The following is a 17,493-nucleotide window of genomic DNA, read 5'->3' as shown; positions in this document are numbered from 1 at the left end:
GAATCAGGAGGACCGGCCGGGCAGCGCGCGCAGCACCGCACGCACGGGGCTCGCGTCGAGCGTCGCGAATTTCAGCGGCAGCGCGATCAGCTCGTAGTCGCCGGGCGGCACGTCGTCGAGCACGATCCCTTCGAGGATCGCCATCCGGTGCGCGCGCACGCGGTGATGCGCATCCATGGTCTTCGAGTCCTGCGGGTCGAGCGACGGCGTATCGATGCCGATCAGCTTGACGCCGTGCGCGGCGAGCAGGTCGACGGTCTCGGGCGCGACCGCGCAGAAGCTGCTGTCCCATTGCGCGACGCTGGCGCGCGCATAGGTGCGCAGCAGCACGCGCGGCGGCACGCCGGCGAGCGCGGCCTCGAGGTCGGCCGGACGCACGACCGGCGATGCGCCGATGCAGTGGATCACGCGGCACGGGCCGAGATAGGTGTCGAGCGGCACCGCGCCGATCGGCGCGCCGTCGGCGTCGTAGTGAAGCGGCGCGTCGCAGTGCGCGCCGGTATGCGGCGACAGCGTCAGGCGCGCGACGTTGACCGGCGAGCCGGCCTCCATCCGCCATACGCGTTCGACGGAAACCGGCGTGTCGCCCGGCCACACGGGGGTGGCGGGGCTGACGGGCGGCGAGATGTCCCAGAGTGTGTCCATGGCATGACGAGTCGGTGAATCGATGCTTCGAATGATAGGTGGACACTCGCAGAAAGTGCTTGCGAAATAAACATGGACAATCCGCCCGATTGGCAGATAATTCGACTCAGAGGGAAAACGGGGACCAAAAATGCACGCGATCACGCTCGATGCCACCGACTGCCGGATTCTGGCGGTCCTGCAGGAAGAGGGCAGAATCAGCAATCTCGATCTGGCGGAACGCATCTCGCTTTCGCCATCCGCCTGTCTGCGCCGGATGCGCCTGCTCGAGGAGCAGGGCGTGATCGAGCACTATCGCGCGTGCCTGAGCCGCGAGAAGCTCGGCTTCGAGCTCGAGGCGTTCGTGCAGGTGTCGATGCGCAACGAAGAGAATCAATGGCACGAGCGCTTCGCGGAGGCGCTGCGCGAATGGCCGGAGGTGGTCGGCGCGTTCGTCGTGACGGGCGAGAGCCACTACCTGCTGCGCGTGCTCGCGCACAACCTCAAGCACTATTCGGATTTCGTGCTGAACCGGCTCTACAAGGCGCCGGGCGTGATGGACATCCGTTCGAACATCGTGCTGCAGACGCTGAAGGACGAAGCGGGCGCGCCGGTCGGGCTGGCGCGCATGGGGGCGATCAAAGCGGTGTGAGGCCGTGGAAGCCGCCGCCGTGGAACACGAGCGGCGGAGCGGCATCCGACACGGCACGCACGCCGCAGCGTTCCACTTCGCCGACGAAGATCACATGGTCGCCTTCGTCGTAGCGGCTGCGGTTGTGGCATTCGAACCACGCGAGCGCACCGTCGAGCACCGGCATGCCCGAGTTGCCGGCCGCGTGCGCGATCCCTTCGAAGCGGTCGCCCTTGTAGGTCGAGAAGCGCTTGCACAGGTCGAGCTGCGACGCCGCGAGCACGTTCACCACGTAATGGCTGTTGCTGCGGAACACCGGCGTCGACGCCGATTTGTGCGCGAGGCTCCACAGCACGAGCGGCGGATCGAGCGACACCGAGTTGAACGAACTCGCGGTGATGCCGATCAACTGCCCGGACGGCGCACGCGTCGTGATGACCGTGACGCCGGTCGCGAACTGGCCGAGCGCCTGGCGAAAGGCGGCCGAGTCGAAATCGGGCGGGGTGGCATGCTTCATCGGGCGGCCATCCGGATCGAAACGGACAGGCGCGGCGCGCGGCGGGTGCGGGAGGCGCGGCGGACGAAAGGCGGCAAGGCCAGGGCGGTCGGTCGGGAAGTGGTGCGCATGGCGCGATTTTAGCGGAATCGCGACCGCCGGGCCCGTGCGGACGGTGCATTGCGGGGCCAGCGTGAGGTAGCGAACACAGTCGCGCGGCGCCGCGATCGGGCCCGCCGAGGCGTTTCTGGCGTGTTTTATCGCGCGCGGTCGGTGGCCCGCCCATGCGGCAGGCCATCCGCCACGCCCTGCATCACGCGCGACCGCCGCGGCAGCCATCGCGCGTGCGCTACCGCGCCGCCGCCAGCCCGAGCGACAGCGCACCCGTCAGGATCAGGCTCGACGCCCACACCGCATCGAGGTTGAACCAGCTCCGCGCGACGAACTTCAGCCCGAGATAGCGGTACACGAGCCACGCGAGCACGCCGCCCGTGCCGATCATCGCGGCCGCGTGCACGGCCGCGACGACGAGCGCCATCCCGAGATGCGCGTCGACGAGCGTGGCCGCCGCGCGATCGCCGGCGTCCGTGTCGAGCCCGCAAAGCCCCAGATAGATCGGCACCAGCATCAGCCCGGCGCCGTGCGCGAGCGCGACCGCGAACGACCACAGCCCGAGCCGCGCGGGCGGAATCCGCGCGAGCGCACGCGGGTGACGCCGCCGGATCAGCAGCACCGCGCCGAAGCCGATCACGAGCGCGCTCGCGCCGATCCGGATCGCCGACTGCCATGCAAGCAGCGCGGCGAGCAGCCCGAACGGCAGCATCACCATGAATACCGCGAGCGCATGGCCGAGCGCGAGATAGCCGAGCGCCGCGACGAGCGCGCCGTCGCGGCGCGTCATCAACGCGTTCGACACCGCGAGCGGCCAGCCCATCGCCGGATTGAGCCCGTGATAGACGCCGCTCGCGAGCACGGCCGCCCACAGCGCGAGCGGCGCGGAGAGGCCGGCGCTCAACGCTTGACCGACGGATAGCAGAACGAGTCGGTCGAGCAGTCGCCGCCTTCCAGCCGGATCTGGTGCGCGCGATAGCCGTCGGGGAACTCGACCCAGTAGTCGTCGGCGAGCGTCAGCCCGCCGTCCGGCCCCGCATGCGCGAGCACCTGCGCGGCCGGCACGCCGTCCGGATAGAACTGGTCGTCCCACGTCGAGTAGAGCGAGTTGGTCCAGTACACGCGCCGGCCGTCGCGGCTGATTTCCACCATCTGCGGGCCGCCGGCGAACGCGCGGCCGTTCGAGTGCGGCGCGCGGCGCACGATCCCGCCGATGCGCACCGACCCGGCGAGCACCGGGTGACGCGGATCCGACACGTCGTACTGACGCATCTCGCCCGTGCCCCAGCACGATACGTACAGGAAACGGTCGTCGAGCGACAGGTCGATGTCGGTCACGAGCGGCGGCACCGCGCCGAATCCCTGGAGCAGCGGCGGCAGTTCGTCGGCGGCGGCCGGCTCGGGCGGAATCGTCGCGGTCTTCTCCACATGGAACTGGCCGTCCTCGCGCCACCAGGTCCAGATCGATCCTTCGAGATTGGTCGTGTCGACCACGACGCCGACGAACCCGTATTCGCGCACCGGATCGTGCGCGGGCCGCACTTCGAGCGCCATCTGGTGCTGCGCGCCGAGATCGATCGTCTGCACGTTGCGCCGCGCGCGCAGGTCCCAGAAATGCAGCCGGTGGCCGTAGCGGTTCGCGAGCAGGTCTTCCGGCACGATGCCGTTCTCGAATTGCGGCGGCAGCGCCCATTCGCTCGACACCATGTAGTCGCGCGGCAGGTTCCACCAGAAGTCGTAATGCTTGTCCTGCGGGCCGCGGTCGATTTCCCAGCGGCCGAGCACGTCGAAGGTCTCGCAGTCCATGATGAAGATGCCGGGCGCGCCGTCGGTGCCGTCCGGGCCCGCGCCGCCGAGCGTGCTCACGTAGATGCCCTCGGGGCCGCAATGAACCGTATGCGGCCGCGAATAGCCGGTCTTCGCGAACACCTCGCCGGGCTCGATGATCTTGTGGATACGCGCCTGCGTCGGGTGCGGCTTCGTGTCGATCACGTAGATCCGCGACGAGCGCAGGCCCGGGATGATCAGGAAGCGGCGCTCGAGAAACGCGTGACCGGTCAGCGGCGACAGCGACGACGAGCACGCATTCCAGCCGAAGTGGTGGAATTCGTCGCCGGTGTTCGGCATCGTCACCGTGTGCACGATCTTGCCGTAGGTCGCCGAGCCGGGTTTCACGTCGATCACGGCGAGCGCGTCGGGCCTGGAAAAATCGGGGCTCAGCAACAACGTATAGGCAAATTCCTCCGCCGGCGCCTGCATCGCAAGTTCCGGCGAAGCGTGAAAGGTCGGGTCAGGCCGCATGCTCATCGTGGTGCCTCTCTCGGTTGTATCGGATCACGGGCGCACGGCCGTTCACTGCGGGCGTGCGGGTCGAACAGGTTGCGTGACGGGAATGCACAGGCGGTGGCGCGCGATTGCAGGACGCGCGGTGCGGTGCATCAGGTCGGGAAAGCGGGGAAACGCGGCGCGCCGGATCGTCGCGCAGGCGGCGCAACGGGCGTACGGTGACGCGAGGGTGCGGTGAAGGCGACGGCGCGCGGGGCACCGGCGGCCGGGCCCGTCATGCGGGCGATTTCTGCTGAGGCGTGCATATCGATGTTCCGGCAGATGTTGTTGGCATCAGGGCGGGCATGCATCGGACGCTGCGTGCAGCCGGACGGTGTGCCGTCGCGGCGAAGCGTGCCTAAGTGTAGTCGAGAAACGCGCAGCCGGTGGCGCGCGGCGCGCATGCGGTTCTGCCGGATTCGCGCGCGAGTGAGATACTTGAACGCTGCCGCTGCGCGCCGGGCAACCGGGCAGCGACGATAAGGACCGGCGGCGCCGGCGCGTGCCTGCGTGCCGGCCGCCGTCTTCAACGAGGTACTGATTTCATGGTGAACGAGATGCTTGAAACCGCGACTGTGGGCGGCGGGTGCTTCTGGTGCACGGAGGCCGTGTTTCTCGACGTCGACGGCGTGACGGCCGTCCAGTCGGGCTATGCGGGCGGCCATACGCGCAATCCCGGCTATCGCGACGTCTGCGACGGCGACACCGGTCACGCCGAGGTCGTGAACGTGACGTTCGATCCGGCGCGCATCGGTTATCGCGAGATCCTCGAGATCTTCTTCGCGACGCACGATCCGACCCAGCTGAACCGGCAGGGCAACGACGTCGGCACGCAATACCGGTCGGTCGTGTTCACGCATTCCGACGCGCAGCGCGACGTCGCGCTCGACGTGATCCGCGAACTGGAGCGCGAGCAGGTGTTCGGGCAGCCGATCGTCACGCAGGTCGTGCCGCTCGACGGCAACTACTGGCCGGCCGAGGACTATCATCAGAACTATTACGCACGCAATCCGGGGCAGGGCTACTGCTCGGTCGTGATCGGGCCGAAGCTCGCGAAATTCCGCCAGAAGTTCTCGCACCGGCTGAAGTCGCAGCGCGGCGCGTAATCGGCGCGTCAGCCGCAAGCGGCGCGGGCACCCGCGCCGCGACCCCTACGCCGCCTCGCTGCGCCAGTGCGCGCACGCGGCGGCGATCTCGCGCGCGAGCGCGAGGCACGACAGCGGCGCGGAGCCTTCCGCCTTGTTGTTGATCGTGATGATCACCGGCTGTCCGGCCAGCGCGTAGCGCGCGGCCAGCTCGGCGAGCGCCGCGCGCGTGGCCGGGTCCTCGTCGACGAGCTTGTCGAACGGCTCGTACTTCGCTTTCGCCTGTTCGTACTTGAAGCCGCCGTGCAGGCTCCAGCGCACGATCAGCGGGCCCGGCGCATCGCCGTCGAGCAGCGCGAGCGCGGCCGCCTGGCGCAGCGGGTCGGGCATCCGCGCGTGCAGGCCGACGCAGTAGCGCACGCCGAGCGCCGCGAGCGCGCGGATGAAGCGCGGCGTGAGCAGGCTCGCGTCGCGGATCTCGATCGCGTAGCGCGTGCCGTCGGCGTCCGGCGGCAGCGGCGGCAATGCCGCGAAGAATGCCGACAGCCGGTCGATCAGCGCGGCCGGCTCGGCGAGCAGTTGATCGGGCATCGGCGAGAACTGGAACACCAGCACGCCGGCCTTCCGGCCGAGCCCTTCGAGGCACGGCTGCACGAATTCCCGGGTCGCGAGCTGCGCGTCGAGGAAGGTCGGGTTCGGGCCCGACGGCTCGCCGCGCCTGCCGCGCACGACCGCATCGGTGACGGACGCCGGCGCCTTCACGACGAAGCGGAAGTCGTCCGGCACCTGTTGCGCGTAGCGCAGATAATCGGCCACCGACAGCGGCCCGTAGAACGAGCGGTCGAGGCTCACGCTCTTCAGCAGCGGATGCGCGCCGTACGCCTCGAGCCCTTCGCGCGACAGCTTCGTCTGCGCGAAATCGCCGTCGTAGACGATGCCGTCCCAGCCGGGGAAATACCACGACGACGTGCCGAGCCGCACATTGGGCGGCAGCGCGGCCGCGGCGGCGGCGACTTCCGCGGAAACCGGGGCGGGCGGCACGCCGCGCCGGCGCCGGCTTTTCTTCGGCGGCGCGGCCGGTGGAGACGGTTCGTCCCACAGCAGGCCGGAGGCAGGGGGCGGTTCCGCCGGTTCCTGGTCGGCGGAAGGACGGGGCGATGCACGGCCGGCGCGCGCAGGCGACTTTGCCGGCCGCGCAGTGTCGTGTTCGTCCGGCGTCACGCGTGCGCCGGCACCTGCAGCGCTGTCGCCATCCGCGGGCGCGGCCGCGCGCGCGTCGTCGGGCGCCGCGCCGCCGAACAGGTCGAACTGCCCGTCGGCGTGCGATCCGTCCGGTTCGTCGCGCTGCTGTCGTTGCGGCGGCGTGTTGCGCCGCGTCCTGCCGTCACCCATGCATGCCCAGCGTGAAGTGCCGCCTAGCGCGGCAGCGAGTGTTCGTACATGTAGCGCCGCGACCACGGCAGCGTTTTCGCGCTGCGTCCGGCCTTGCGGCACACGATCTGGAAGATCGACACGTCGTCGTGTTCGAACGCATACGCGCAACCGGCGAGGTACACGCGCCAGATGCGGAATTTCTCGTCGTCGACGAGCGCGCGCGCCTGGTCCGCCTTCGCCTCGAAGTTCTCGGTCCAGATGTCGAGCGTGCGCGCATAGTGCCGCCGCAGGCTTTCGACGTCAATCGCCTCGAGCCCGCCGCGCTGCGCCGCTTCGAGCGCGAGGCTGATGTGCGGCAGCTCGCCGTCCGGGAACACGTAGCGGTCGATGAATTCGCCGCCGCCGAGCGCCGTTTCGCCGCTTTCCGCGTCGGTCGACGTGATCCCGTGGTTCATCGCGATGCCGTCGTCGGTCAGCAGGTCGTGCACGCGTGAGAAATAGAGCGGCAGGTTCTTGCGGCCGACGTGCTCGAACATCCCGACGCTCGTGATGCGGTCGAACTGCCCGTCGATCTCGCGGTAGTCCTGCAGGCGGATCTCGATCTTGTCCTCGAGCCCGGCGGCCTTCACGCGCGCGGTCGCGAGATCGAACTGGTTCTGCGACAGCGTCACGCCCAGGCACGTCGCGCCGAACTTCTGCGCGGCGCGCAGCACGAGCGCGCCCCAGCCGCAGCCGATGTCGAGCAGGCGCTGGCCGGGCTCCAGCTGGATCTTGGTCAGGATGTGGTCGATCTTCTTGATCTGCGCGGTCGCGAGATCCTCGTCGCCGTTCTCGAAGTACGCGCACGAGTACACCATGTTCTCGTCGAGCCACAGCTGGTAGAACTCGTTCGAGACGTCGTAGTGATACTGGATCGCCTTCCGGTCGGTGTTCTTCGTGTGATTGAAGTAGCGCTTCACGCGCGCGAGCTTGCTCGCGCTGGTGACCGTGCTGCGCGCGAGCGAATAGCTGATGTTGATGATGTCCGACAGCCGGCCTTCGATGTCGATCTTGCCCTTCACGTACGCCTCGCCGAGATTGTCGAGGCTCGGTTCGAGCAAGAGCGGCAGCGCCGACGCGCTGTTGACCTTCAGCGTGACCTGCGGTGCGCTGAAGGTGCCGAAATCGAGTTGATCGCCGTTCCACAGCACGAGGCGCGCCGGTATGTTCGCTTTCGCCCGTACTTCGTCCGCCCACTGTGCCAGCTTCTTTTCCCAGAACATTTGGATTCTCCGTTTGTTCGTTGGATCGAATACAGCCAAGTATCTTGACCGGCGCCCGCCTCCTGCGAGGCGGGCGCCCGGATGCAACACGAGACACGACCGGCAAGCGGCACCGCGGCCGCGGTTCGGCTTACGGCGACAGGCGCGAGATCGTCCAGCCCGACGCCGCAGCGGCGTCGCGCGTATAGAGCAGGCGGTCGTGCAGCCGCGACGGGCGGCCCTGCCAGAACTCGATCGCGTCGGGCACGACGCGATAGCCGCCCCAGTGCGGCGGGCGCGGCGGGTTCTCGCCGTAGCGTTCGGCCACGTCCTTCTCGCGCGCTTCGAGCGTCGCGCGGCTGTCGATCACGGCGCTCTGCTCGGACGCCCACGCACCGATGCGCGAGCCGAGCGGGCGCGACGCGAAATAGCGGTCGCTTTCGTCGGCGCTGGTCTTTTCGATCCGGCCCTCGATGCGCACCTGGCGCTCGAGTTCGATCCAGTAGAACAGCAGTGCCGCGTACGGATGGGCGGCGAGGTCGCGCCCCTTGCGGCTTCCGTAATTGGTAAAGAAGACGAACCCGCGTTCGTCGACAGCCTTGATGAGCACGATGCGTGCCGACGGCCGGCCGTCGTCGCCGACGGTGGCGAGCGTCATCGTGTTGGGCTCGGGGAGCTTGGCGGCGAGCGCCTCCTTGAACCAGCGATCGAACTGGGCGAAGGGGTCGGGGGCGGCATCGGCTTCGTCGAGCGAAGCACGCGAATAGTTGATGCGGAGATCGGCGAGAGTCGTCATGTTATGCGAACGCTTCAATCTGGGGCCAGTATAGCTAACGCGCGAGAATCGTGCGTGCACAGTGGCGCGTGCCGGCGGGGAGTTCAGGCAAAATAGAGGGCTGCTCGACTTACGTTTTCCTTGCTGCCATGTCCGCTGCCGACACCGCCCCGCTCAGTTCCTCTGATCTTACCCCGACCCCGACAATCCAGCTTGACGTGGATCGCGAGCGCCGCTTCGGCGGCATCGCGCGGCTGTACGGCGCCCCGGCGCTCGCCGCGTTCGAGGGCGCGCACGTGGCCGTGATCGGCATCGGCGGCGTCGGGTCGTGGACGGCCGAGGCGCTCGCGCGCAGCGCGATCGGCACGCTGACGCTGATCGATCTCGACAACGTCGCCGAAAGCAATACGAACCGGCAGATCCACGCGCTCGACGGCAATTACGGCAAGCCGAAGGTCGACGCGATGGCCGAGCGGATCGCGCTGATCGATCCCGCGTGCCGCGTGAACCGGATCGAGGATTTCGCGGAACCCGACAACTTCGACGCGCTGCTCGGCGGCGGCTTCGACTACGTGATCGACGCGATCGACAGCGTGCGCACGAAGGTCGCGCTGATCGCGTGGTGCGTCGCGAAAGGGCAGCCGCTCGTCACGGTCGGCGGCGCAGGCGGGCAGCTCGACCCGACGCGCATCCGCATCGACGATCTCGCGCTGACGATCCAGGATCCGCTGCTCTCGAAGGTGCGTGCGCAGCTGCGCAAGCAGCACGGCTTTCCGCGCGGGCCGAAGGCGCGCTTCAAGGTCAGCGCCGTGTATTCGGACGAGCCGCTGATCTATCCGGAAGCGGCCGCGTGCGACATCGAGGATGGCGCGGAACCGTCCACCGCCGCGCATGTCGCGGGGCTCAACTGCGCGGGGTTCGGTTCGAGCGTGTGCGTGACCGCGAGCTTCGGTTTCGCGGCCGCCGCGCATGCGTTGCGGGCGATCGCGGCGCGGGCCGCGGGTTGATCGGGGCGTCGAGCGACGCGCCAGGGAATGTTGCGGCGCGGCGGACCCGCCGCGCGCGACGAGGCGAGTCGGCCAGGCCATCGCGGCCCGGCCGTTCGTTCGTCAGTTGAGCGCCATGCTCAGCTTGCGCCGCCACGCGGCGACGAGTTCCGGGCGATCGCCCGCTAGCTCGAACACCGAGATCATCGTACGGCGGCCGAGGTCGTCGCCATACGCGCGGTCGCGCAGCACGATTTCGAGCAACTGCTCGAGCGCGCCTTCGTACGCGCGGCGCGCGATCAGGCTCTGCGCGAGGTCGAAGCGTGCGTCGAGATCGGCGGGGTTCGCCGCGATGCGCGCCTCGAGCGCGTCGGTCGGCGGCAGGTCGGCCGTCGCGTCGAGCGCATCGAAACGGGTCTTGATCGCCTGGTAGCGCGGATCGGTGCCCTGCACGGTCTGCGGCGACAGGCGTTCGGCCTCGGCGCGTGCGGCGTCCACCTGGTTGTTCGCGAGCAGCAGTTCGATCAGGTCGAGCCGCGCGTCGTCGAAGCCGGGGTTCAGCGCGAGCGCCGCTTCGAGGTGGGTGATCGCATCGTCGTAGCGCGATTCGGCGATCGCGTATTGTGCGGCGCGGCGCTCGGCTTCGTCGGGCGCGGGCAGCAGCCGGTCGAGGAACGCACGCAACTGGCCTTCCGGCAGCACGCCGATGAACTGGTCGACCGGGCGCCCGTCGGCGAACGCGATCACGTGCGGGATGCTGCGCGTCTGGAAGTGCGCGGCGAGCTCCTGGTTCTCGTCCACGTTCACCTTCACGAGCTTCCAGCGGCCTTCGTAGTCGGCTTCGAGCTTTTCGAGCAGCGGACCGAGCGTCTTGCAGGGGCCGCACCACGGCGCCCAGAAGTCGACCAGCACGGGCGTGTCCAGCGACGCCTCGATGACGTCTTTCTCGAAAGTGGCAAGCGTGGTGTCCATGTCGTTCTCTTCGGTTCGAATGTCGTCAGGATGGGGGCGGCGCGCCCCTTTTTCAACGCGGCTTCGACTCGGGCAGCGGAATCCACTCGGTTTCGCCGGGCACCTTGCCCATTTCCTGGTTCGTCCACGCCCGTTTCGCGCGCTCGATCGCGTCGCGGCTGCTGGCGACGAAGTTCCATTCGATGAAGCGCTCGCCGTCGATCTTGTCGCCGCCCAGCAGCATCGCGCGCGCGCCGTTGCCGCTCGCGAGCGTGACGGTGGCGCCCGGTGCGAGCACGGCCATCTGCTCGGCCGGCACCGGCGTGCCGTCGATCGACAGGTCACCGTCGACCACGTAGACCGCGCGTTCCTCGTGCGACGCGTCGAGTTCGAGGCGGCCGCCGGCCGCGAATTCGGCGGCGACGTACAGCGTGCGCGAGAACGTCGTGACGGGCGAGCGCAGGCCGAACGCGTCGCCGGCGATCACCGTCAGCGACACGCCGTTCTCGTCGCGCTTGGGCAGCGTGTCGGCCGCATGGTGCTCGAACGACGGCTCGGTGGTCTCGTGGGCAACCGGCAGCGCGACCCAGGTCTGGATCCCGTGCACCGTGTGGCCGCTCGCGCGCTGCGCGTCGGGCGTGCGCTCCGAGTGGACGATGCCGCGGCCGGCCGTCATCCAGTTCACGTCGCCCGGCACGATCTCCTGCAGCGAGCCGAGGCTGTCGCGGTGCAGGATCGCGCCGTCGAACAGGTAGGTGACGGTGGCGAGCCCGATATGCGGATGCGGGCGCACGTCGAGCCCGGTGCCGGCCGGCAGCGTCGCGGGCCCCATGTGATCGAAGAAGATGAACGGGCCGACGAGGCGTGCGGCGAGCGCGGGCAGCGTGCGGCGCACCTGCAGGTTGCCGATGTCGCGGATGTGCGGCTTCAGCAGGGCTTTGATCGGATCGGTCATGGCGGGCCTCGTGGGGAACGGCAGGAATGCCGGTCATTGTACTGGCGGCACGGCGGCCACGCGTGCAACGGGCAGCCGGATGTCCGCCGCGCGATGCGGCCGCGGGGCAGGCACGCGTCGTGCGGCGCGGCCACGGCGCCGTGCCTGGCGCCGATTCCATGTGCACCGCGCGGGTATCGGGTCGCGCGGCGAAATTCGGTAGACTGAGCGGCGTTCAGGAAACCATCCGACAAAATCGAGGAGACGCCGATGATGGCCCCGAAGGACTTGCTGCTCGCGCTGGTCGTGATCCTGGCGTGGGGCGTGAACTTCGTCGTGATCAAGGTCGGCCTGCACGGCATGCCGCCGATGCTGCTCGGCGCGCTGCGCTTCACGCTCGCCGCGGTGCCCGCGGTGTTCTTCGTGCGCCGGCCGCAGATTCCGTGGCGCATGCTGATCCTGTATGGCGCGACGATCCAGCTCGGCCAGTTCGTGCTCCTGTTTACCGGCATGTACGTCGGCATGCCGGCCGGCCTCGCGTCGCTCGTGTTGCAGTCGCAGGCATTCTTCACGCTGGTGTTCGCGATGCTGTTCCTCGGCGAGCGGCTGCGCGTGCAGAGCCTGGTCGGGCTCGCGGTCGCCGCGGCCGGACTCGTCGTGATCGCTGCGCAGGGCGGCCGCGCGATGACGCTCGCGGGCTTCCTGCTGACCCTCTGCTCGGCCGCGATGTGGGCGTTCGGCAATATCGTCACGAAGAAGCTGGGCAAGGCCAACCTGGTGTCGCTCGTCGTGTGGGCGAGCCTCGTGCCGCCGGTGCCGTTCTTCCTGCTGTCGCTGTGGTTCGAGGGGCCGCAGCGGATCGAGGCCGCGCTGCTCGGGCTGAACGGCGCGTCGATCTTCGCGGTCGTCTATCTCGCGTTCGTCGCGACGCTGCTCGGCTACGGCTTGTGGAGCCGCCTGATGTCGCGTTATCCGGCCGCCCAGGTCGCGCAGTTCTCGCTGCTGGTGCCGATCGTCGGGCTCGCGTCGTCGGCGCTGCTGCTCGACGAGCATCTGACGGACGCGCAGCTGATCGGCGCCGCGCTCGTGATGGGCGGGCTCGCGGTGAACGTGTTCGGCGGGAAGCTCGCGCGCCGCTTCGCGGCGTTGTGACGCGCCGGCACGCAGCGCGTGCCGGCGGCGGGGCAGGGTGGCCGGTCAGGCCATCCGGCTCTTCGCGAGCGGCGGATTCGCGGCGAAGTAACGCTTGATGCCGCGGAAGATCGCGTCGGCCATCTGGTCGCGGTAGCTGTCGTCGTTCAGCCGGCTTTCCTCTTCCGGATTGCTGATGAACGCCGTCTCGACGAGGATCGACGGAATGTCGGGCGCCTTCAGCACCGCGAACCCGGCCTGCTCGACCGAGCCCTTGTGCAGCTTGTTGATGCCGCCGACTTCCTTCAGCACGTAGTTGCCGTAGCGCAGCGAATCGCGGATCTGCGCGGTCGTCGACATGTCGAACAGCGCGCGGCTGACTGCCGCGTCCTGGGTCTTGATGTTGATGCCGCCGATCAGGTCGGACGAGTTCTCCTTGTTCGCGAGCCAGCGCGCCGCGGCGCTCGACGCGCCGTGGTCGGACAGCGCGAACACCGACGAGCCGCGCGCGGACGGCGTCGTGAACGCATCGGCGTGGATCGACACGAACAGGTCCGCGCCGACGCGGCGCGCCTTCTGCACGCGCACGTTCAGCGGCACGAAGAAGTCGGCGTCGCGCGTCATCATCGCGCGCATGTTCGGCGCGCCGTCGATCTTCGCGCGCAGCTTCTTCGCGATGTCGAGCGCGACGTGTTTCTCGTACGTGCCGCCGCCGCCGATCGCGCCCGGATCCTCGCCGCCGTGGCCCGGGTCGATCGCGACCGTCAGCAGGCGCACGGTGCCGCCCTTGCCGGATTTCGGCGCGGTGAACTTGTAGGTGTCGCCGTCGTCCTCGCTGTCGTCGCGGCGCGCGATGACGGGCGGCGGCTTGACGGCCGGCTTCGCGGGCGTGGCAGGCGAAGACGGCGTCGCGGCGGCCGGCGGCGTGCGCGGCGCGGCCGGCGTGTTCTGCGCGAAGCGCTGGAAGAACGCGTCGCTGTTGTCGTTGCCCGCGACGGGCGGCGTCGCCGGCCCGTTCAGCGCGCCCGGCGGCTGCACCTGCTGCGCGCGCGCGGTGTCGTTGAGCGCCTGTTCCTTGCGTTCCGTCTGCGCGATCAGGTCGGTCAGCGGATCGGGCGCGACGGCCGGATACAGGTCGAACACGAGCCGGTACTTGTAGGTGCCGACCGGCGGCAGCGTGAACACCTGCGGCTTCACCGAGCCTTTCAGGTCGAACACCATCCGCACCACGTGCGGCTGATACTGGCCGACGCGCACCGACTGGATCTGCGGATCGTTCGGCGCGATCTTCGACACGAGGTCGCGCAGCGCCTGGTCGAGGTCGAGCCCGTTCAGGTCGACGACGAGCCGGTCGGGACCCTGCAGCAGCTGTTGGCTATTCTGCAGCGGCTGGTCGGATTCGATCGTGACGCGCGTGTAATCGCGCGCGGGCCATACACGCACGCCGAGCACCGACGACGCGTGCGCGAGCCGCGGCGCGACGAGGCCGAGCACCAGCGTCGACGCGCCCGCGCACAGGATCTGGCGCCGCCGCCAGTTGTGCGTGGCGGTGGCCGCCGATTCGATCGAGCGGAACGGTTTGATCAACATCTTTCGAGACATGCCTTTCCTGAAGCGCTGTACGCACGGACGGTGAGGGCGCGGCCGTCGCCATCCACGTCGAGCGAGAAAACCAGATCGGGCACGCCGAGCAGGGGGCCCGCCTGCTGCGGCCATTCGACGAGGCAGATCGCGCTGGAATTGAAATACTCGCGAAAGCCTGCATCGGACCATTCGGCCGGATCGTTGAATCGATACAGATCGAAGTGATAGACCTCAAGTTCCCCGTCGTCGCGCGCGAACGCGTACGGTTCGACGAGCGTGTAGGTCGGGCTGCGCACGCGCCCCGGGTGGCCGAGGCCGCGCAGGATCGCGCGCACGAGGGTCGTCTTGCCCGCGCCGAGGTCGCCGATCAGCTGGATCTGCAGCCCGTTGAACGCGTGTGCATGGGCGAGTTCGCTGCGCGCCGCGTCGAGCGCGTGCGCGAAGCGGGTGCCGAAGGCCTCGGTCGCCGCTTCGTCGGCGAGTGCGATCACGCGCTCCGCGAGCGGGGCGGGCAGCGTGTCGGCATGAGGCGTATGGGACGTGGCTGGCATTCTCGTAAAATAGTGCGATGAACCGATTACCGGAACTCGCCGCATCCGACAGGCCTTCGACTCGTGCCGAAGGCGCGGCGCCGTGCGCGCTCGATGATGCGACGTTGGCTGCGCTCGCCGCGCGCATCAGGGCGTGGGGGCGCGAATTGGGTTTCGGGGCGATAGGCATCAGCGATACCGATCTCTCGGATGCCGAAGCAGGCCTCGCCGCCTGGCTGGAAGCCGGGTACCACGGCGAAATGGATTATATGGCGAAACACGGGATGAAACGCGCGCGGCCGGCCGAACTTGTGGCCGGTACGCGACGCGTGATTTCCGCGCGGCTCGCCTATCTGCCGGCCGAAACGCTCGCCGCCGACCCACCCGATGCGTCATCCGGCGCGCTCGCGCCGCACGACTGGCGCGCACGCGAGCGCGCGCGTCTCGACGATCCGCAGGCGGCCGTCGTGTCGATCTACGCACGCGGCCGCGACTATCACAAGGTGCTGCGCAACCGGCTGCAGACGCTCGCGGAGCGCATCGAGCGCGAGATCGGCGCATTCGGCTACCGCGTGTTCACCGATTCGGCGCCGGTGCTCGAGGTCGAGCTCGCGCAGAAGGCCGGGGTCGGCTGGCGCGGCAAGCACACGCTGTTGCTGCAGCGCGACGCGGGTTCGCTGTTCTTCCTCGGCGAAATCTACGTCGACGTGCCGCTGCCGACCGACGCGCAAACGGCGCCCGAGCGCGCGCCCGAGACGCCCGGCGCGCACTGCGGCAGCTGCACGCGCTGCATCGGCGCGTGCCCGACGGGCGCGATCGTCGAACCGTATCGCGTCGACGCGCGCCGCTGCATCTCGTACCTGACGATCGAACTGAAAGGCAGCATTCCGGAGCCGCTGCGGCCGATGATCGGCAACCGCGTGTACGGTTGCGACGACTGCCAGCTCGTGTGTCCGTGGAACAAGTTCGCGCAGGCCGCGCCCGTCGCCGATTTCGACGTGCGGCACGGGCTCGACCGCGCGACGCTCGTCGAGCTGTTCGCGTGGGACGCCGACGCGTTCGACACGCGGATGCAGGGCAGCGCGATCCGGCGCATCGGTTACGAAAGCTGGCTGCGCAATCTCGCGGTCGGGCTCGGCAATGCGTTGCGCGCGCCGGCCGATCGGCTCGCACCCGAAGCGCGCACCGCGATCGTCGCCGCGTTGCGCGCGCGGGCCGACGATCCGTCGCCGGTCGTGCGCGAGCATGTCGAATGGGCGCTGCGTGCCGCATGAAGGCGGCGTAAAGTGTCGTCGGCGCGCGGCGGCGCCGCGTGTTTCACCGGTCAGGAGAAGTTCATGTTCAACGCAGTCATCGACGCGCCGTTCGGCAAGGTCGGCATCCGCACCGATGCCGCGGTGGTGCGCGAGATCGTCTATCTACCCGAGTCGGTCAAGTCGGTCGATCCGGATTCGCCGCTCGCGAAGCGCGCGGTCGAGCAGATCGAACGTTATTTCGAGCGTGCGTCGGCGCGCTTCGACCTGCCGCTCGCCGACGTCGGCAGTGCATTCCAGCACCGCGTGTGGAACGTGATCAGCGACATTCCGCCGGGCACGGTGCTGACCTACGGGCAGGTCGCGAAGCGGATCGGCAGCGCGCCGCGCGCGGTCGGCCAGGCGTGTGGCGCGAACTATTTCCCGCTCGTGATCCCGTGTCATCGTGTCGTCGCGGCCGGCGGCCTCGGCGGTTTCGCGAATCACGACGACAATGGCTATTACCAGAAAGTGAAGCGCTGGCTGCTGGCGCATGAAGGCGTGCCGTACTGATGAGCGAACCGTTGCTTTCCCCCGATTCCGATTCCGCATCCGACGCCAGCGATGCCGCGGCCGCCGCATCGCCCGCGCTGCTCGCGAGCCGCGCGTCGATCGACGTGTTCTGCGATGCGCTGTGGCTCGAGCATGGGCTCGCGCGAAACACGCTCGATGCGTACCGGCGCGACCTGGCGCTGTTTTCGCAATGGCTGGCCGCGACGCACGACACGTCGCTCGACTCGGCCGACGAAGCGATGTTGACGGGCTACATCGCCGCGCGCAGCGACGGCAAGGCGACGTCGTCGAACCGGCGGCTGTCGGTGTTCCGGCGCTATTACGGCTGGGCCGTGCGCGAGCGTCACGCGAGCGCGGACCCGACGCTGCGGATCACGTCGGCGAAGCAGGCCGCGCGGTTTCCGTCGACGCTGTCCGAGGCGCAGGTCGAAGCGCTGCTCGGCGCGCCCGACATCGGCACGCCGCTCGGCCTGCGCGATCGCACGATGCTCGAGCTGATGTATGCGAGCGGGCTGCGCGTGAGCGAGCTCGTGACGCTGAAGACCGTCGAGGTCGGGCTCAACGAGGGTGTCGTGCGTGTGATGGGCAAGGGTTCGAAGGAGCGGCTCGTGCCGTTCGGCGAAGTCGCGCACGGCTGGATCGAACGCTATCTGCGCGACGCGCGGCCCGCGTTGCTCGGCGCGCGCGCGGCCGACGCGCTGTTCGTGACCGCGCGCGGCGACGGGATGACGCGCCAGCAGTTCTGGAACATCATCAAGCGCCACGCGCAGCAGGCCGACGTGCGCGCGCACCTGTCGCCGCATACGCTGCGCCACGCGTTCGCGACGCACCTGCTGAACCACGGCGCCGACCTGCGGGTCGTGCAGCTGCTGCTCGGCCACAGCGACATCTCGACCACGCAGATCTACAT

At 69.0% G+C, this 17,493-nt stretch carries 18 protein-coding genes; 7 read left to right on the top strand and 11 right to left on the bottom strand.

Going from position 1 to position 17,493, the window contains the following annotated elements; all coding sequences use genetic code 11:
• Nucleotides 1–3: 3 nt before the first annotated feature.
• A complete protein-coding gene (gene kynB / locus DIE12_RS34825) occupies nucleotides 4–645 on the bottom strand; it encodes an arylformamidase (RefSeq protein ID WP_124522983.1) in 642 nt (213 codons plus the stop codon).
• Nucleotides 646–775: 130 nt separating this feature from the next.
• On the opposite strand from kynB, the gene DIE12_RS34820 reads away from it, so the two are divergent.
• Nucleotides 776–1,276, top strand: a complete 501-nt coding sequence (locus DIE12_RS34820; protein WP_044844460.1) for an Lrp/AsnC family transcriptional regulator — start codon at nucleotides 776–778, stop codon at nucleotides 1,274–1,276.
• On the opposite strand, the gene DIE12_RS34815 is transcribed toward DIE12_RS34820, so the two are convergent.
• The 3 genes from DIE12_RS34815 to DIE12_RS34805 form a co-directional block, all read right to left on the bottom strand.
• Nucleotides 1,263–1,772, bottom strand: a complete 510-nt coding sequence (locus DIE12_RS34815; protein WP_044844459.1) for a flavin reductase family protein — start codon at nucleotides 1,770–1,772, stop codon at nucleotides 1,263–1,265. The two genes, DIE12_RS34820 and DIE12_RS34815, sit on opposite strands and share 14 nt — an antisense overlap.
• 328 nt (nucleotides 1,773–2,100) lie before the next feature.
• Nucleotides 2,101–2,766: a hypothetical protein gene (locus tag DIE12_RS34810; protein WP_124522986.1), complete on the bottom strand. Its 666-nt coding sequence runs from the start codon at nucleotides 2,764–2,766 to the stop codon at nucleotides 2,101–2,103.
• Complete coding sequence (locus DIE12_RS34805) at nucleotides 2,763–4,169, bottom strand: selenium-binding protein SBP56-related protein (protein ID WP_124486957.1); 1,407 nt, start codon at nucleotides 4,167–4,169, stop codon at nucleotides 2,763–2,765. The genes DIE12_RS34810 and DIE12_RS34805 overlap by 4 nt, the downstream gene beginning before the upstream one ends.
• A 563-nt stretch (nucleotides 4,170–4,732) precedes the next feature.
• On the opposite strand from DIE12_RS34805, the gene msrA reads away from it, so the two are divergent.
• Nucleotides 4,733–5,293, top strand: a complete 561-nt coding sequence (gene msrA / locus DIE12_RS34800) for a peptide-methionine (S)-S-oxide reductase MsrA (protein ID WP_044844456.1) — start codon at nucleotides 4,733–4,735, stop codon at nucleotides 5,291–5,293.
• Nucleotides 5,294–5,338: 45 nt separating this feature from the next.
• On the opposite strand, the gene DIE12_RS34795 is transcribed toward msrA, so the two are convergent.
• The 3 genes from DIE12_RS34795 to pdxH form a co-directional block, all read right to left on the bottom strand.
• A complete protein-coding gene (locus DIE12_RS34795; RefSeq protein WP_124522987.1) occupies nucleotides 5,339–6,664 on the bottom strand; it encodes a DUF72 domain-containing protein in 1,326 nt (441 codons plus the stop codon).
• A 23-nt stretch (nucleotides 6,665–6,687) separates the two neighbouring features.
• Nucleotides 6,688–7,908, bottom strand: coding sequence for a cyclopropane-fatty-acyl-phospholipid synthase family protein (locus DIE12_RS34790; protein ID WP_124522988.1), 1,221 nt, complete (start codon nucleotides 7,906–7,908; stop codon nucleotides 6,688–6,690).
• Between the two features lie 130 nt (nucleotides 7,909–8,038).
• Nucleotides 8,039–8,683 carry a pyridoxamine 5'-phosphate oxidase gene (gene pdxH, locus DIE12_RS34785; RefSeq protein WP_124522989.1) on the bottom strand — a complete coding sequence of 215 codons (645 nt, stop codon included), beginning with the start codon at nucleotides 8,681–8,683 and terminating at the stop codon, nucleotides 8,039–8,041.
• Nucleotides 8,684–8,811: 128 nt separating this feature from the next.
• Between pdxH and tcdA the strand changes: the two genes are divergently transcribed.
• Nucleotides 8,812–9,669 (top strand): tRNA cyclic N6-threonylcarbamoyladenosine(37) synthase TcdA, encoded by an 858-nt coding sequence (gene tcdA, locus DIE12_RS34780; RefSeq protein WP_044848556.1) that lies wholly within the window; start codon nucleotides 8,812–8,814, stop codon nucleotides 9,667–9,669.
• A gap of 102 nt (nucleotides 9,670–9,771) precedes the next feature.
• On the opposite strand, the gene trxA is transcribed toward tcdA, so the two are convergent.
• Nucleotides 9,772–10,620 carry a thioredoxin gene (gene trxA / locus DIE12_RS34775; RefSeq protein WP_044848557.1) on the bottom strand — a complete coding sequence of 283 codons (849 nt, stop codon included), beginning with the start codon at nucleotides 10,618–10,620 and terminating at the stop codon, nucleotides 9,772–9,774.
• A 52-nt stretch (nucleotides 10,621–10,672) separates the two neighbouring features.
• Nucleotides 10,673–11,554, bottom strand: a complete 882-nt coding sequence (locus DIE12_RS34770) for a pirin family protein (protein WP_044848558.1) — start codon at nucleotides 11,552–11,554, stop codon at nucleotides 10,673–10,675.
• 252 nt (nucleotides 11,555–11,806) lie between these two features.
• On the opposite strand from DIE12_RS34770, the gene DIE12_RS34765 reads away from it, so the two are divergent.
• Nucleotides 11,807–12,685: an EamA family transporter gene (locus tag DIE12_RS34765; protein WP_185500337.1), complete on the top strand. Its 879-nt coding sequence runs from the start codon at nucleotides 11,807–11,809 to the stop codon at nucleotides 12,683–12,685.
• A 45-nt stretch (nucleotides 12,686–12,730) separates the two neighbouring features.
• On the opposite strand, the gene DIE12_RS34760 is transcribed toward DIE12_RS34765, so the two are convergent.
• Both DIE12_RS34760 and tsaE read right to left on the bottom strand, forming a co-directional pair.
• Nucleotides 12,731–14,266, bottom strand: coding sequence for an N-acetylmuramoyl-L-alanine amidase (locus DIE12_RS34760; RefSeq protein ID WP_124522990.1), 1,536 nt, complete (start codon nucleotides 14,264–14,266; stop codon nucleotides 12,731–12,733).
• Complete coding sequence (gene tsaE / locus DIE12_RS34755; RefSeq protein WP_044848561.1) at nucleotides 14,248–14,799, bottom strand: tRNA (adenosine(37)-N6)-threonylcarbamoyltransferase complex ATPase subunit type 1 TsaE; 552 nt, start codon at nucleotides 14,797–14,799, stop codon at nucleotides 14,248–14,250. Before tsaE ends, DIE12_RS34760 begins: the two co-directional genes overlap by 19 nt.
• A gap of 17 nt (nucleotides 14,800–14,816) precedes the next feature.
• On the opposite strand from tsaE, the gene queG reads away from it, so the two are divergent.
• From queG to xerD, 3 genes are all read left to right on the top strand, one after another.
• Entirely contained in the window at nucleotides 14,817–16,052 is a 1,236-nt protein-coding gene (queG, locus tag DIE12_RS34750) for a tRNA epoxyqueuosine(34) reductase QueG (RefSeq protein WP_124486963.1), read from the top strand.
• Nucleotides 16,053–16,115: 63 nt separating this feature from the next.
• Complete coding sequence (locus tag DIE12_RS34745) at nucleotides 16,116–16,583, top strand: methylated-DNA--[protein]-cysteine S-methyltransferase (protein WP_124486964.1); 468 nt, start codon at nucleotides 16,116–16,118, stop codon at nucleotides 16,581–16,583.
• A partial coding sequence (xerD, locus tag DIE12_RS34740; RefSeq protein ID WP_185641256.1) for a site-specific tyrosine recombinase XerD occupies nucleotides 16,583–17,493 on the top strand: 911 nt, incomplete at its 3' end. The genes DIE12_RS34745 and xerD, both read left to right, overlap by 1 nt.

It is taken from the genome of Burkholderia sp. Bp9015, from assembly GCF_003853505.1.
In the GTDB taxonomy this organism is placed as follows: Bacteria; Pseudomonadota; Gammaproteobacteria; order Burkholderiales; family Burkholderiaceae; genus Burkholderia.
Note: the sequence above shows the minus strand (reverse complement) of the source record. Positions and strands in the feature narration are given on the sequence as shown.